This is a genomic window from Peribacillus sp. FSL M8-0224 (assembly GCF_038003055.1).
Taxonomy (GTDB): Bacteria; Bacillota; Bacilli; order Bacillales; family DSM-1321; genus Peribacillus; species Peribacillus frigoritolerans.
In genome coordinates, this window is record NZ_JBBOOJ010000001.1 from 1,680,096 (window position 1) to 1,694,894 (window position 14,799).

The following is a 14,799-nucleotide window of genomic DNA, read 5'->3' on the forward strand; positions in this document are numbered from 1 at the left end:
GAAACGGTACATGTTACAAATGATTGTGTTAGGGATTATTTGTGGTTTACTGCTGGGATTTGTGCTTCAAAGAGGCCGTTTCTGTGTTGTTGGTGCATATCGTGATTTAATTTTAGCTAAAGATGGAAGGATGTTTTTGGCTACATTTGTTGTTATAGCGATACAAAGTATTGGAGTTTATGCATTGAATGATACAGGGGTCATTCAGTTTGGAAATGATGGTTTTCCATGGCTGGGAACCATTGTGGGTGGCTTTATTTTTGGTATTGGTATGGTTCTGGCAGGAGGTTGCGCCACTGGAACATGGTATCGTGTCGGAGAGGGCATGATCGGAAGTTGGGTTGCCCTATTTGGATATATGCTAGGGGCAGCAATGACGAAATATGGTGTATGGAAAGTGGCAGGGGATAATCTGTTATCTTATCGTACTAATGATACGTATATTCATGAAACGTTAAATGTTTCGCCTTGGGTGCTTGTGATTATTGTGTCACTCTTGGTTGGCATATTGGTGATTCGTGAATTGAGAAAACCGAAACTTCCAATCTTTAAAATGAAACCGAAAAAAACGGGATTGGCCCACATCTTATTCGAGAAACGCTGGCATCCTTTTGTGACAGCATTATTGGTCGGCCTTATTGCAATCATGGCTTGGCCGCTAAGTGCAATGACAGGGAGAATGTTCGGACTTGGAATTACAGCGCCTTCCGCGAACATTTTAACTTTCCTTATCACTGGAGATGATGCGTTAATCGATTGGGGCACGTTTTTAGTAGTAGGAATTTTCCTAGGTTCTTTCATCGCTGCCAAAGGGAGCGGGGAATTCCGTTGGCGTTTGCCTGATATGAAAACGTTACGTAATAATGCAATTGGCGGTATAACCATGGGATTTGGTGCAAGTGTTGCCGGGGGATGCACAATCGGAAATGGCCTGGTGAACTCGGCGTTATTTGCTTGGCAAGGTTGGATTGCGATTGTCTTTTTCTTACTGGGTACATGGGTAGCAACATATTTCACGATTATCCGTAAGCAAAAGAAGGCGGCCGCTGCTTCCAAAGCGGCTTAAGATACAAGTCAAAAACTTTTTAATCAAGGAGTGGAATATTAAATGGCAAAAGTATTGGAAACGACTGGAATGGTATGTCCATTTCCTTTAGTGGAAGCAAAAGAAGCGATCGTGGACATGGCAAAAGGTGAGGAATTGATCATTAATTTCGATTGCACACAAGCAACGGAGAGCATTCCGCGTTGGGCTGCTACAGAAGGTCATGAAATCACTGAGTTCGAGCAAATCGATGACGCTAAATGGCGTATAATCGTTAAAAAAGGAAAGTAAATTGATTTGAAGAAAACGTGCTCAGGTTTCCTGTGCACGTTTTTTCATTTTTTCAAGGTTGAATAATTGGCGCTGAATGTTTCTAGTGATAACATGTCTTTAACCACTTTATTAAGGAGATGTTGATAATGGTTGACGAGGTCATTTTAAATGATGTTCCACTGCAAGTTACGGATTTTCTTTCTGAAACTGTAAAGGATTCTGAAGGTAAGGAAATCAGAAAAGTCAGTTTCAATTTCAAGGTCACACATAGTGAATATCATGATATTACTACACTTCTTTATCAGATGGTTTTTGATTTAAAGATTCCACAGTCAAACGAGGAGTTTCGTGCAGAGATTTTTAACTATGCAACTTCGGTCACGAATCTATATGAAGAAAATGCGGTAGGGGATTTTTCACTCGTCTTGCTGGAAGTGAACGGTCAAGAATGATTGCATTGCCAGTCTTGTAAAGATATGGGTTACTGTCTATAATAATAGTGACGATCATTCTATACATATGAGGTGGTACTTTGCTTAGCGGATGGTTTTTATGGTTCATTCTATTTTGGGTAGCCCTTTTAATTATATTGATGAGCATAGGTGGCTTTTTCATGTTTCGAAAGTTCCTGAAAAGATTTCCAAAAGAAGATGGGAAATCCGATATGGATTGGGAAGAATACTATTTGGATCAAACAAAGCACTTATGGTCAAAGCAGCAAAAGGAATTACTGGAAGATTTAGTGAGTCCTGTGCCAGAACTTTTTCGTGATGTTGCACGTCATAAGATTGCGGGAAAAATCGGGGAGTTGGCGCTAAAGGAAAAAGCGGGCGATATAACGGAAGATTTAGTGATACGCGGCTATATCATTGCCACACCAAAGCGGGACCATAAATTTTTGCAAAAAAAATTAGCTGAAAGAAAGGTGAATATGGGTCCATATGAACACTTATTCAGCTAATGATGAAAAAAGCAGACTCATTTGGAGTCTGCTTCAGTTTGTAGACAAAAGGGGTTCAGAATAAAAAAATTTCGAACCCCTTTTAAAATTCCCTTTGAAATTTTGACCAAAGATTAAGAGATTTGGGCTCTTCGAGCCACTAGGTTATGCTATTTTAGGACCTTGCCATGTCCACATGGCCATCTTCTTTAAATTAATGGCAGTTAAAGTAAGCATCGCTTGCATCGACAATTTTTTAAGTCCCCTTAAAGTAGTCCAACGCATACCTTGCTTTTCTTTTGCATCCGCGAATACACACTTAATCGTCGTATGGAACGAATAGCGAAGGTATATTGAATGAATGTCAGTTTAACTAAAATAACTGGATCATTACTTCGGCGTCCTACCTCTGAATACATATCTTTCACCAAGTCATAAATGAAAGTGAAGTCAATGGAAGCCTCCATTTTACGAACCAAATGGTTCGGCGGCACCAGTTGATCAAAAGTAATCATTTCAAGTTGTTCTCGTTGAATAGAATGATGTTTCGAAAGCATCCTCATCACCTCAAGTTTTAATAGATTTATTTTAAAACAAAAAAGACTGTAGGCAAAAGGAGTTCTATCCAAATTTTTAAACATAGTTGATTGGAGCAGGTGTGCGAGACTCCTGTGGGAATAGCGAGTCTAAGGGAGACCCCACAGGCGCGAGTGCGCCGAGAAGGCTCCCGGACCGCCCGCGGAAAGCGAGTGCCTGAAGTGGAAATCAACGTCAAAATTTGTACAAGCAAAAAAAATGTAGACAAACTCGATTTTCATCGCGTTTGTCTAAATTCAGAAGCAGACTCATTTGGAGTTTGCTTTTTGCATTTGAATAAGGAAAAGAATGGAGCTGTGTGGTAAAAATTAGAACGTTTGTACCCAAACCATGCTATTCGTTAAATTTTTGATATAATAATAGTAAGTAAAATTTAGGACGGAGTGAAACTATGAAATTTATCCATACGGCTGATTGGCATTTAGGTAAAATCGTTCACGGGGTACATATGACAGATGACCAAAGGCATGCACTCTTGCAATTCATAGAAATTGTCGAAGAGGAAAAACCGGATGCCGTGGTGATTGCCGGTGATTTATATGATCGTTCCGTTCCGCCGACTGAAGCGGTGGAGCTTCTTGATGAAATCCTTTATACGATTAATGTGAAAATGAATACACCGATCGTTGCGATCTCGGGAAACCATGATTCTGCGGAAAGACTCGCATTCGGTTCATCATGGTATCGTCATAGTCAGTTATACATTCATGGGAAATTGACAAAAACATGTGAGCCGGTTCGCATCAAGGGCGTGAACTTTTATTGTGTTCCTTATGCAGAACCTGGGACGGTCCGCCATCTTTTTGAAGATGATAGTATCCATTCCCATCAAGAAGCAATGAAGCGGATAACCGGAACGATAGCCGAGAATTTCAATATGGATGAGCCGAATGTCTTTGTAGGACATGCTTTTGTATTAGGCGGAAAAACGAGCGATTCGGAAAGGGTCTTGTCGGTAGGTGGTTCTGGCTGTGTCTCATCCGACTTATTCGATGCGTTCGATTATACGGCACTTGGGCATTTACATAGTCCAGACGCGATACGTCATCCTAAGGTGTTTTACTCTGGATCACTATTAAAATATTCTTTTTCCGAGGCCAAGCAGAATAAATCGCTTTCCATCGTCGATATGCAAGAAGATGGAAGTTTTAATATACGCTATCGTTCTTTGACACCCAAATTCGATATGAGGGAAATATCCGGGGTTATGGAAGAGTTGCTTGATCCCGCTTTCTATCAATCGCAAAAAAGGGATGACTATTTGAAAATAACACTAAATGATGAGGGTGCACTCATCGATCCTATTAACCGCTTGCGTCAGATTTATCCGAACGTACTTCATCTGGAGCGAAAATGGGATTTGACCGACCTTAGGAGGAAAAATTCCTTCACTTCTGTAAAAGATGAAAAGAAATCAGAATTGGACCTGTTTGAAACGTTTTATCAAGAAATGACAGATAGGGACTTTGATACACAAAAGCAGGATTTGATGGTTTCGGTAATTGAAGCTGTTAAGAAAGAGGAGGCTTTGAAATGAGACCGGATATTTTAACGATGCAGGCTTTCGGACCATATGCAGGAAGGGAAACCATTGACTTTAATTCCCTTGGGGAACGGACCATGTTTGTCATCTCTGGAAAGACAGGCGCAGGGAAAACAACGATATTTGATGGGATTAGTTTTGCGATATATGGAAAAGCCAGCGGTGAAGATCGGAGCGGGCAAGATTTACGAAGTCAGTTTGCCGAAGATGACCTGTTGACTGAAGTATCATTACAATTTATCCTGCGTGGAAAAACGTATTTGGTGACCCGGTCGCCACAGCAGGAACGGAAGAAAAAAGCAGGTGAAGGAACAACTACGGTTGGAGCAAAGGCTGAATTATATGAGGTATTGCCTGAAGGAAAAAAATTGCTGGGTGCGAATGTACGGGAAGTTGAAGAAAAAATAAAAGTACTCATTGGACTTGATGCGAACCAATTCCGGCAAATCCTGATGATTCCACAAAATGAATTCCGAAAACTGTTAACTTCCGACAGCAAGGATAAAGAACAGATTCTCCAGAAATTATTTCATACTGAACTTTATAAACGAATAGAAGAAAAATTAAAAGAAGAGGCTTCCATCCTAAGAAAACAAAGCGAAAAAAGTGCTCAGCGGCGAATTGAATTGATGAAAGGCATCCATCCTGGAAATCATGAAGAGCTGCAGGCGCAATTGCAAGGTGAAGAGCCTAATGAACAGCAGGTTTTACCGTTGTTACAGGAAGTCATTGTGCAAGCAACAGAAAAAAATGAATATATTAATAACCAAATACAGGAAAAGCAAAAAGCTCGTGATCAAGTAAATCAAGAGCTTTCAAAAGCTGTCGATTTATTAAATCGATTTTCGGAAAAAGAAAAACTTCGAAAAGAAAAAGAGGCCCTTGAAGCAAAGCTGCCAGAAATGGAACTAGTGAAAGTCCAAATGAAAATGGCACACAAAGCGGCTTCACTTGAAAAGCAGGAACAATACTATTTGCGAATTGGCAAACAAGTGCAAGATGCGAATGCCGAACTTCAAAAGTTAAGTGAGCAGTCCGAGAAGTTACGTACTGAGCGCATTGAGAAGCAGGATTGCTATGATAAGGAAATGTTGAAGGAAAATGAAAGAGAGCAGGCAGTCCGAGCTGTTCATCAGCTTGAGCAGGTAAAAGAGGCTGTCATGACTTTTGCAAGCTTAAAAGCACAGGTTACCTTAGATGAAAAAGAGTGGCAAACCTGTAAACGACTTCGTGAAAAAACTGTTTCGGAACATATGTCGGTCGAAGCGGAAGCTGAGAAAGTCGCTCAAGAAAAAACAGAAGCGGAAAAAGCGGCTGTTCTTTATCGTGATCAGGAAATTGAAGCAGAAAGAAATCATTCAGCTTTATCGAAAATTAAAAAGCTTCAAGAAGTTCTTTATGAAATCCAGAATACGAAACGGGTGCTGGATGAAAAGAATAATCGGTTCCAGGAGTTACAAAGAATACAAATTCAGGAGAAGGAAAAACTGGAAACCCTGAACCGAAACTGGCGATCAGGCCAAGCGGGTATGCTTGCTTCCATGTTGCACTCTGGAGAAAATTGTCCTGTGTGCGGTTCACAAAGTCATCCAAAACCAGCACAGATGCATGAGCATATGCCGACGGATTTGGAACTGAAAGAGCAAGAAAACAAGCTGAAAACGGCGGAACAACAAAAAAGCCAAGCTGAAAGTGAATATTATCAAGCGAAATCCAAATATGACGCACTGTTAGAGTCTTCACAAGAGAAGCTAAGTGACTTACAAAATGACATGCCGGAGTTTAGGAATGAAGATATTAATGAGCATTTGCTGCAGTTTGTACAAAAAGGAAAAGTGCTGCAAGAACAGCTAAAAGAATTGATGCGGAAAAAGTCAGTATTAAATGATCTGGAAAAAAGGTTGCTGGATTTAAAAGAGAAAGCATCCGAGCTAAAGGAAAATCTGATCTCTTTAGAGAGAAAAGAGGACCAAGGGAAAACCAGGTATATTGAAAACTCTACAAAACTAACAGGATTAACCGATTCCCTGCCAGACGGAATACGGACAGAGGAAGAATATAATGCAGCTTATCTAATGGCTGTAAATACGCAGAAACGCTTACAATCGGCCTTGGAAGTTGCACAAAAAAACCTTCAACTGGTGAAGGAAAGAGAATCGGCCATCCGTGCAAAAAAAGAATCCCTAAGTGGAAATATCGAGGCTTTAAATACAGAATTGAAAGAGGAGCGGGAAAAGTTAATTGCGGATATGACCAATCAAGGTTTTTCCAATTATAAAGAATATACGGCAGCAAAAATATCGGAAGCAGCTCTTGGAAATTTGGAGGACCAAGTTCAGCAGTATAATCAAAATTGGCAAAGTGTTTTAAGTCTGTTTCATGATTTGGAAATGAAATTAAAAGATGTGACCAAACCGGATCTTGAAGGATTGAAAAAGACATTCGATTTCATAGATGAAGAATTGGAGTCGTTACGCCAAAAACAGAATGAGTTGCAGGCTGAAAAACGGACTAACGAAGAAATCCAAAGGAAATTGGCGCAAATTAGGGAAGAACAGAAAAGTTTGGATGAAAGGTACAGTATCGTCGGTCATCTGTCTGAGATTTCCAAAGGTCAAAACTCCTTCAAAATAACTTTTGAACGTTATGTACTGGCAGCCTTTTTAGATGATATCTTAAAAGAAGCCAATTCAAGGCTGCTGAAAATGACAAGCGGAAGATATCAGTTATTGCGAAAGCTTGATCCTACACGAAGGAATATCCAGAGCGGTCTGGAGTTATCTGTGTATGATCAATATACAGGACAAGAGAGGCATGTCAAAACCCTTTCGGGAGGAGAGAGCTTTAAGGCTTCCCTTGCACTTGCCTTGGGTCTTGCGGATGTTGTCCAGCAGAATGCTGGCGGAATTTCACTTGAAACCATGTTCATCGATGAAGGTTTCGGTACTCTCGACCCTGAATCTCTTGATCATGCAATTGAAGCATTAATGGATATACAAAGCACCGGGAGATTGGTCGGGATAATATCCCATGTCCCGGAATTGAAAGAAAGAATCGATGCCCAGCTTCAAGTCATTTCGACACAAAAAGGAAGTCGGACGTCCTTTTATTTTGCTGGATAATCAAGAAAAAAGAATGGCTAAGGGAGGAAGTGGTTCCCTAGGCCATTCTTTTTAGTTTTATGAACGAACTACTCAATGTTAATATCTTCTGCTGTTTTTCCGGGGGAAAACTTATGGATGCGAATCACCAAAATCGGATTCGAGAATTCAGCGGTAATTCTGCGTGAGCAAATCGAAAAGGGGAAAGGGATTTTTCTTTGTGTGGGTAGCTTATCTTCTTTTTTTTCAAGAAATGGCTTATGAGTATCGTCAACGATGATCGATAGCTCATTATCACTTAGGCATACTTTAATATCTTTCACATCATGATCTTCCAAAACCGCTTCCACCATATACTCATCGTCACTTTCGTATATATCAATTGAAAAAAGTTGATGATCCAACGCACAAGTTTCCGGATCCAGAAAAAAACTTTTTACCCATTCATCAAACTTTTCAACCTCAGTCATTTGCGATCCATGTTGATTGTCTTGCATGTTGATACCCCCGGTTTTCCTTTGAGGTATTATATGATGGAGCATGAAGAATGGTGAATGAAAAATTGGTTCAAAAATGTAAAAAGCAACTAAAGCAAAGAAACGATTGGTATGCGGGTATTAAAAAGCAGAACAAGTTATAAAAGAAAGGGTCATAAGTCCTTCTAAAAGAGTGGATTTTTTAGAAGGATTGTAACTTTATAAGTACAAATAAGGCTTATAAAGCATGTAACTTCTTAAACTAAAGGCTATCTCAATTCATCCCAATATAAAAAGACATACTCTGGTTCATGCTCTTTTTTTAACTCATCAACACTTGCTATTATTTCTAAAGTTTTCTTTTTATTCGTACGTAAAGTATTACTAGCGTTCTGTTTTAAACCCTTTTCATCCATGATATACACTCTCCTTTTTAGCATATTTTGTGTCCTGCCCCTCTTCTTATTCTTGTTTTTTGCAAGGAATGTAATCAGTTGAAATATTCAAAATAAAAGAAGGATAATGGAATGTATTATGAAAATCAGCTTACATAGTTCACTCTAATATGTATGTCTTATGCTGCTTTGTTCATTTCACACGTGCAAATAGAGGCTAAAGGAAACAAACATTAAAAATATTCTTGTTTGTATAAGAGAATATATTGTGAAAAATTTCACTTAAAGTAACGGGGCAGGTTAGTTATGTTGAATTAAATGCTTTAGCCGCCATTTTGTTTGGCGGTTTTCTGTAGCCAATAAAAAAAATATTTTTTGTAACAAAATTGACTTGAATCGGATATATAGACGAAAGGAGGAAAAGGCTTGGGAGAACTAGATGAAATTTATAGCAATTATGCTGAAGAAGTTTTTAAATATCTAATGTGTCTTTGTCACAACTCAGATTTATCAGAAGAACTAACACAAGAAACCTTCTATCAAGCTGTAAAATCCATTGATAGATATAATGGTGAATGTAAAATGTCAGTTTGGCTTTGTCAAATAGCGAAGCACTCCTATTATAAGCATCTTGAACGTAATAAGAAACAACAAAGACATATGCTTCAAGATGACGCAATACATACTTCTCCTTAAGCTGAACTTATTTATTCGGAAGACAAAATTGCCCTATACCGAATAATACACTTACTTGAAGAACCATATAAAGAGGTTTTACTTTTGAGAATCTTAGGTGGTCTTAGTTTCAAAGAAATAGGAGAAATTCAGCTGAAAAATGAAAACTGGGCAAGAGTTACTTTTTATAGGGCAAAGATGAAATTAAGGGAAAGGGGTAAGGATAACAATGGAAATAAATGCAATATAGTGAGAGGTTTACTCCCATCTTATATCGATCATTTGTGCAGCCAAGATAGTATTCATTTTATTGAGGAACATATGAACTCGTGTGAAAAATGTAGAGAAGTAGTAGAGAGTATGAAAAATGATGTTGATTTTTCCGATGAGATAGATGAAGTGTATAAAGTTGAAGTTAAGTTGCTTCATTGGATTACGCTTTATTTAATAAGAAAAGAAGCATTCCTAGATTTAGCCTGATTAACGATTTTGTGAAACAGAGAAAAATCCTTCCAAAAGGGTTTTGGAGGGTTATTTGTCATGAGCAAAAATAGTATATCATAAGGGAAATGAAAATTTTAGAGAAAGATGTTGACATCCTATTAGCTGGTTTAGTTGATTAAGGAACATTAAAATGATCAATCTTTTTTATAAAAGAATAATCCAATTAAATAGTATAAGGGCATGTTTTGATAAAATCTTCAGTTTAGTGCGTCCCAGTTGATTAATTTAAAGATGAAACAAATAGGGTGTTTTTTTTGAATTCATTAACAAGATGGTTTCAAGAGGAAAATGTTATTAGAGATTCTTATTTTACGGATTAAATGTTGACACTAAAGAAAAATAGCAGTATGATAATGAAGTCGCCTAATTAATGAGCGATTTTTAAAAAAGAAATACTTCGTAGAAGTTGACAACTATTCAACGTTATGTTAAGATGAAATAGTTGAAAAACCTACAACAAATTGCTCTTTGAAAACTGAACAAAACAAAGCGCCAACGTTAAATTTTAAGTGAGCACACACTATCAAAAAAGCAAATGAGCAAGTCAAACATTTCTTCGGAGAGTTTGATCCTGGCTCAGGACGAACGCTGGCGGCGTGCCTAATACATGCAAGTCGAGCGAATCGATGGGAGCTTGCTCCCTGAGATTAGCGGCGGACGGGTGAGTAACACGTGGGCAACCTGCCTATAAGACTGGGATAACTTCGGGAAACCGGAGCTAATACCGGATACGTTCTTCTCTCGCATGAGAGAAGATGGAAAGACGGTTTACGCTGTCACTTATAGATGGGCCCGCGGCGCATTAGCTAGTTGGTGAGGTAATGGCTCACCAAGGCGACGATGCGTAGCCGACCTGAGAGGGTGATCGGCCACACTGGGACTGAGACACGGCCCAGACTCCTACGGGAGGCAGCAGTAGGGAATCTTCCGCAATGGACGAAAGTCTGACGGAGCAACGCCGCGTGAACGAAGAAGGCCTTCGGGTCGTAAAGTTCTGTTGTTAGGGAAGAACAAGTACCAGAGTAACTGCTGGTACCTTGACGGTACCTAACCAGAAAGCCACGGCTAACTACGTGCCAGCAGCCGCGGTAATACGTAGGTGGCAAGCGTTGTCCGGAATTATTGGGCGTAAAGCGCGCGCAGGTGGTTCCTTAAGTCTGATGTGAAAGCCCACGGCTCAACCGTGGAGGGTCATTGGAAACTGGGGAACTTGAGTGCAGAAGAGGAAAGTGGAATTCCAAGTGTAGCGGTGAAATGCGTAGAGATTTGGAGGAACACCAGTGGCGAAGGCGACTTTCTGGTCTGTAACTGACACTGAGGCGCGAAAGCGTGGGGAGCAAACAGGATTAGATACCCTGGTAGTCCACGCCGTAAACGATGAGTGCTAAGTGTTAGAGGGTTTCCGCCCTTTAGTGCTGCAGCTAACGCATTAAGCACTCCGCCTGGGGAGTACGGCCGCAAGGCTGAAACTCAAAGGAATTGACGGGGGCCCGCACAAGCGGTGGAGCATGTGGTTTAATTCGAAGCAACGCGAAGAACCTTACCAGGTCTTGACATCCTCTGACAACCCTAGAGATAGGGCTTTCCCCTTCGGGGGACAGAGTGACAGGTGGTGCATGGTTGTCGTCAGCTCGTGTCGTGAGATGTTGGGTTAAGTCCCGCAACGAGCGCAACCCTTGATCTTAGTTGCCAGCATTCAGTTGGGCACTCTAAGGTGACTGCCGGTGACAAACCGGAGGAAGGTGGGGATGACGTCAAATCATCATGCCCCTTATGACCTGGGCTACACACGTGCTACAATGGATGGTACAAAGGGCTGCAAACCTGCGAAGGTAAGCGAATCCCATAAAGCCATTCTCAGTTCGGATTGCAGGCTGCAACTCGCCTGCATGAAGCCGGAATCGCTAGTAATCGCGGATCAGCATGCCGCGGTGAATACGTTCCCGGGCCTTGTACACACCGCCCGTCACACCACGAGAGTTTGTAACACCCGAAGTCGGTGAGGTAACCTTCATGGAGCCAGCCGCCTAAGGTGGGACAGATGATTGGGGTGAAGTCGTAACAAGGTAGCCGTATCGGAAGGTGCGGCTGGATCACCTCCTTTCTAAGGATAATTACGAGAGCGCTTTTGTTTTGTTCAGTTTTGAATGAGTAATTCATTCAAATAGGAAAGACAGTCATCACGATGTGATGGATACTTTCTGCTTTGTTCCTTGAAAACTAGATAATAGATAGAAGGCAATTAATTTTTTTCAAAGCATCTGTAAGATCTTTTTTAACGGTTAAGTTAGAAAGGGCGCACGGTGGATGCCTTGGCACTAGGAGCCGATGAAGGACGGGACTAACACCGATATGCTTCGGGGAGCTGTAAGTAAGCTTTGATCCGGAGATTTCCGAATGGGGAAACCCACTGTTCGTAATGGAACAGTATCTTTACCTGAATACATAGGGTACTGAAGGCAGACCCGGGGAACTGAAACATCTAAGTACCCGGAGGAAGAGAAAGCAAACGCGATTTCCTGAGTAGCGGCGAGCGAAACGGAATTAGCCCAAACCAAGAGGCTTGCCTCTTGGGGTTGTAGGACACTCAACATGGAGTTACAAAGGAACGGGGTAAATGAAGTGACCTGGAAAGGTCCGTCGAAGAAGGTAAAAACCCTGTAGTTGAAACTTCGTTCCCTCCTGAGTGGATCCTGAGTACGGCGGGACACGAGAAATCCCGTCGGAAGCAGGGAGGACCATCTCCCAAGGCTAAATACTCCCTAGTGACCGATAGTGAACCAGTACCGTGAGGGAAAGGTGAAAAGCACCCCGGAAGGGGAGTGAAATAGATCCTGAAACCGTGTGCCTACAAGTAGTCAAAGCCCGTTAATGGGTAATGGCGTGCCTTTTGTAGAATGAACCGGCGAGTTACGATTTCATGCGAGGTTAAGTTGATGAGACGGAGCCGCAGCGAAAGCGAGTCTGAATAGGGCGAATGAGTATGAGGTCGTAGACCCGAAACCAGGTGATCTACCCATGTCCAGGGTGAAGTTCAGGTAACACTGAATGGAGGCCCGAACCCACGCACGTTGAAAAGTGCGGGGATGAGGTGTGGGTAGCGGAGAAATTCCAATCGAACCTGGAGATAGCTGGTTCTCTCCGAAATAGCTTTAGGGCTAGCCTCAAGATGAGAGTATTGGAGGTAGAGCACTGATTGGACTAGGGGCCCCCAACGGGTTACCGAATTCAGTCAAACTCCGAATGCCAAATACTTATTCTTGGGAGTCAGACTGCGAGTGATAAGATCCGTAGTCGAAAGGGAAACAGCCCAGACCACCAGCTAAGGTCCCAAAGTATACGTTAAGTGGAAAAGGATGTGGAGTTGCTTAGACAACCAGGATGTTGGCTTAGAAGCAGCCACCATTTAAAGAGTGCGTAATAGCTCACTGGTCGAGTGACTCCGCGCCGAAAATGTACCGGGGCTAAACGTATCACCGAAGCTGTGGATTGACACCGTATGGTGTCGATGGTAGGAGAGCGTTCTAAGGGCGTTGAAGTCAGACCGGAAGGACTGGTGGAGCGCTTAGAAGTGAGAATGCCGGTATGAGTAGCGAAAGAAGGGTGAGAATCCCTTCCACCGAATGCCTAAGGTTTCCTGAGGAAGGCTCGTCCGCTCAGGGTTAGTCGGGACCTAAGCCGAGGCCGAAAGGCGTAGGCGATGGACAACAGGTTGATATTCCTGTACCACCTATACATCGTTTGAACGATGGGGGGACGCAGAAGGATAGGGTAAGCGCGCTGTTGGATATGCGCGTCCAAGCAGTTAGGCCGGAAACGAGGCAAATCCCGTTTCCATTAAGGCGGAGCTGTGATGGCGAGGGAAATATAGTACCGAAGTTCCTGATTCCACGCTGCCAAGAAAAGCCTCTAGTGAGATGTAAGGTGCCCGTACCGCAAACCGACACAGGTAGGCGAGGAGAGAATCCTAAGGTGTGCGAGAGAACTCTCGTTAAGGAACTCGGCAAAATGACCCCGTAACTTCGGGAGAAGGGGTGCTTTTTAGGGTGAATAGCCCAGAAAAGCCGCAGTGAATAGGCCCAGGCGACTGTTTAGCAAAAACACAGGTCTCTGCGAAGCCGCAAGGCGAAGTATAGGGGCTGACACCTGCCCGGTGCTGGAAGGTTAAGGGGAGAGGTTAGCGCAAGCGAAGCTTTGAACCGAAGCCCCAGTAAACGGCGGCCGTAACTATAACGGTCCTAAGGTAGCGAAATTCCTTGTCGGGTAAGTTCCGACCCGCACGAAAGGTGTAACGATCTGGGCACTGTCTCAACGAGAGACTCGGTGAAATTATAGTACCTGTGAAGATGCAGGTTACCCGCGACAGGACGGAAAGACCCCGTGGAGCTTTACTGCAGCCTGATATTGAATTTTGGTACAGCTTGTACAGGATAGGTAGGAGCCTGAGAAGCCGGAGCGCCAGCTTCGGTGGAGGCGTTGGTGGGATACTACCCTGGCTGTATTGAAATTCTAACCCGCGCCCCTTATCGGGGTGGGAGACAGTGTCAGGTGGGCAGTTTGACTGGGGCGGTCGCCTCCTAAAGAGTAACGGAGGCGCCCAAAGGTTCCCTCAGAATGGTTGGAAATCATTCGTAGAGTGTAAAGGCACAAGGGAGCTTGACTGCGAGACCTACAAGTCGAGCAGGGACGAAAGTCGGGCTTAGTGATCCGGTGGTTCCGCATGGAAGGGCCATCGCTCAACGGATAAAAGCTACCCCGGGGATAACAGGCTTATCTCCCCCAAGAGTCCACATCGACGGGGAGGTTTGGCACCTCGATGTCGGCTCATCGCATCCTGGGGCTGTAGTCGGTCCCAAGGGTTGGGCTGTTCGCCCATTAAAGCGGTACGCGAGCTGGGTTCAGAACGTCGTGAGACAGTTCGGTCCCTATCCGTCGCGGGCGCAGGAAATTTGAGAGGAGCTGTCCTTAGTACGAGAGGACCGGGATGGACGCACCGCTGGTGTACCAGTTGTCTTGCCAAAGGCATAGCTGGGTAGCTACGTGCGGACGGGATAAGTGCTGAAAGCATCTAAGCATGAAGCCCCCCTCAAGATGAGATTTCCCATGGCGCAAGCTAGTAAGATCCCTGAAAGATGATCAGGTTGATAGGTCAGAGGTGGAAGCATGGTGACATGTGGAGCTGACTGATACTAATAGATCGAGGACTTAACCAACGCTTTTTAAAAAATGAAATACCTTCTTATTATCTAG

General features: G+C 42.8%; 10 protein-coding genes, 2 rRNA genes and 2 pseudogenes. 10 read left to right on the forward strand and 4 right to left on the reverse strand.

Translation table 11 applies throughout. From position 1 onward, the window contains the following. Positions 1-10 precede the first annotated feature (10 nt). The 4 genes from MKX49_RS08170 to MKX49_RS08185 all read left to right on the forward strand — a co-directional run bounded on the left by MKX49_RS08170 (position 11) and on the right by MKX49_RS08185 (position 2,279). Positions 11-1,066 (forward strand): YeeE/YedE family protein, encoded by a 1,056-nt coding sequence (locus MKX49_RS08170; RefSeq protein ID WP_340876000.1) that lies wholly within the window; start codon positions 11-13, stop codon positions 1,064-1,066. A 42-nt stretch (positions 1,067-1,108) separates the two neighbouring features. Then, the gene (locus MKX49_RS08175) at positions 1,109-1,336 is read left to right on the forward strand and encodes a sulfurtransferase TusA family protein (RefSeq protein ID WP_048685981.1); all 228 of its coding nucleotides are present in this window, start codon (positions 1,109-1,111) and stop codon (positions 1,334-1,336) included. 128 nt (positions 1,337-1,464) lie between these two features. After that, positions 1,465-1,770, forward strand: a complete 306-nt coding sequence (locus tag MKX49_RS08180) for a DUF3219 family protein (protein ID WP_048685982.1) — start codon at positions 1,465-1,467, stop codon at positions 1,768-1,770. 80 nt (positions 1,771-1,850) lie between these two features. Beyond that, the gene (locus tag MKX49_RS08185) at positions 1,851-2,279 is read left to right on the forward strand and encodes a DUF2621 domain-containing protein (RefSeq protein ID WP_034312903.1); all 429 of its coding nucleotides are present in this window, start codon (positions 1,851-1,853) and stop codon (positions 2,277-2,279) included. Between the two features lie 144 nt (positions 2,280-2,423). Here MKX49_RS08185 and MKX49_RS28390 read toward each other — a convergent pair. Both MKX49_RS28390 and MKX49_RS08190 read right to left on the reverse strand, forming a co-directional pair. After that, positions 2,424-2,585: pseudogene (locus MKX49_RS28390) on the reverse strand (transposase); the annotation flags it as partial. Continuing rightward, positions 2,582-2,815, reverse strand: a pseudogene (locus MKX49_RS08190) (IS5/IS1182 family transposase); the annotation flags it as partial. The pseudogenes MKX49_RS28390 and MKX49_RS08190, both read right to left, overlap by 4 nt. Positions 2,816-3,246: 431 nt before the next feature. Here MKX49_RS08190 and MKX49_RS08195 point away from each other — a divergent pair. Further along, positions 3,247-4,392: an exonuclease SbcCD subunit D gene (locus tag MKX49_RS08195; protein WP_340876001.1), complete on the forward strand. Its 1,146-nt coding sequence runs from the start codon at positions 3,247-3,249 to the stop codon at positions 4,390-4,392. After that, positions 4,389-7,520 (forward strand): AAA family ATPase, encoded by a 3,132-nt coding sequence (locus tag MKX49_RS08200; RefSeq protein WP_340876003.1) that lies wholly within the window; start codon positions 4,389-4,391, stop codon positions 7,518-7,520. Before MKX49_RS08195 ends, MKX49_RS08200 begins: the two co-directional genes overlap by 4 nt. A gap of 68 nt (positions 7,521-7,588) precedes the next feature. On the opposite strand, the gene MKX49_RS08205 is transcribed toward MKX49_RS08200, so the two are convergent. After that, the gene (locus tag MKX49_RS08205) at positions 7,589-7,996 is read right to left on the reverse strand and encodes an Hsp20/alpha crystallin family protein (RefSeq protein WP_034312897.1); all 408 of its coding nucleotides are present in this window, start codon (positions 7,994-7,996) and stop codon (positions 7,589-7,591) included. A gap of 248 nt (positions 7,997-8,244) precedes the next feature. Beyond that, positions 8,245-8,391: a hypothetical protein gene (locus MKX49_RS08210; RefSeq protein ID WP_156404311.1), complete on the reverse strand. Its 147-nt coding sequence runs from the start codon at positions 8,389-8,391 to the stop codon at positions 8,245-8,247. Positions 8,392-8,796: 405 nt separating this feature from the next. Here MKX49_RS08210 and MKX49_RS08215 point away from each other — a divergent pair, with 405 nt between their 5' ends. The 4 genes from MKX49_RS08215 to MKX49_RS08230 all read left to right on the forward strand — a co-directional run bounded on the left by MKX49_RS08215 (position 8,797) and on the right by MKX49_RS08230 (position 14,762). Continuing rightward, a complete protein-coding gene (locus MKX49_RS08215; RefSeq protein ID WP_283867621.1) occupies positions 8,797-9,066 on the forward strand; it encodes an RNA polymerase sigma factor in 270 nt (89 codons plus the stop codon). Between the two features lie 42 nt (positions 9,067-9,108). Continuing rightward, positions 9,109-9,525 (forward strand): zf-HC2 domain-containing protein, encoded by a 417-nt coding sequence (locus MKX49_RS08220; protein ID WP_340878501.1) that lies wholly within the window; start codon positions 9,109-9,111, stop codon positions 9,523-9,525. 577 nt (positions 9,526-10,102) lie between these two features. Next, positions 10,103-11,653 (forward strand): 16S ribosomal RNA (locus tag MKX49_RS08225). Between the two features lie 176 nt (positions 11,654-11,829). After that, positions 11,830-14,762: ribosomal RNA gene (locus MKX49_RS08230) — 23S ribosomal RNA — on the forward strand. The 16S and 23S rRNA genes sit together here, the layout of an rRNA operon. Positions 14,763-14,799 lie beyond the last annotated feature (37 nt).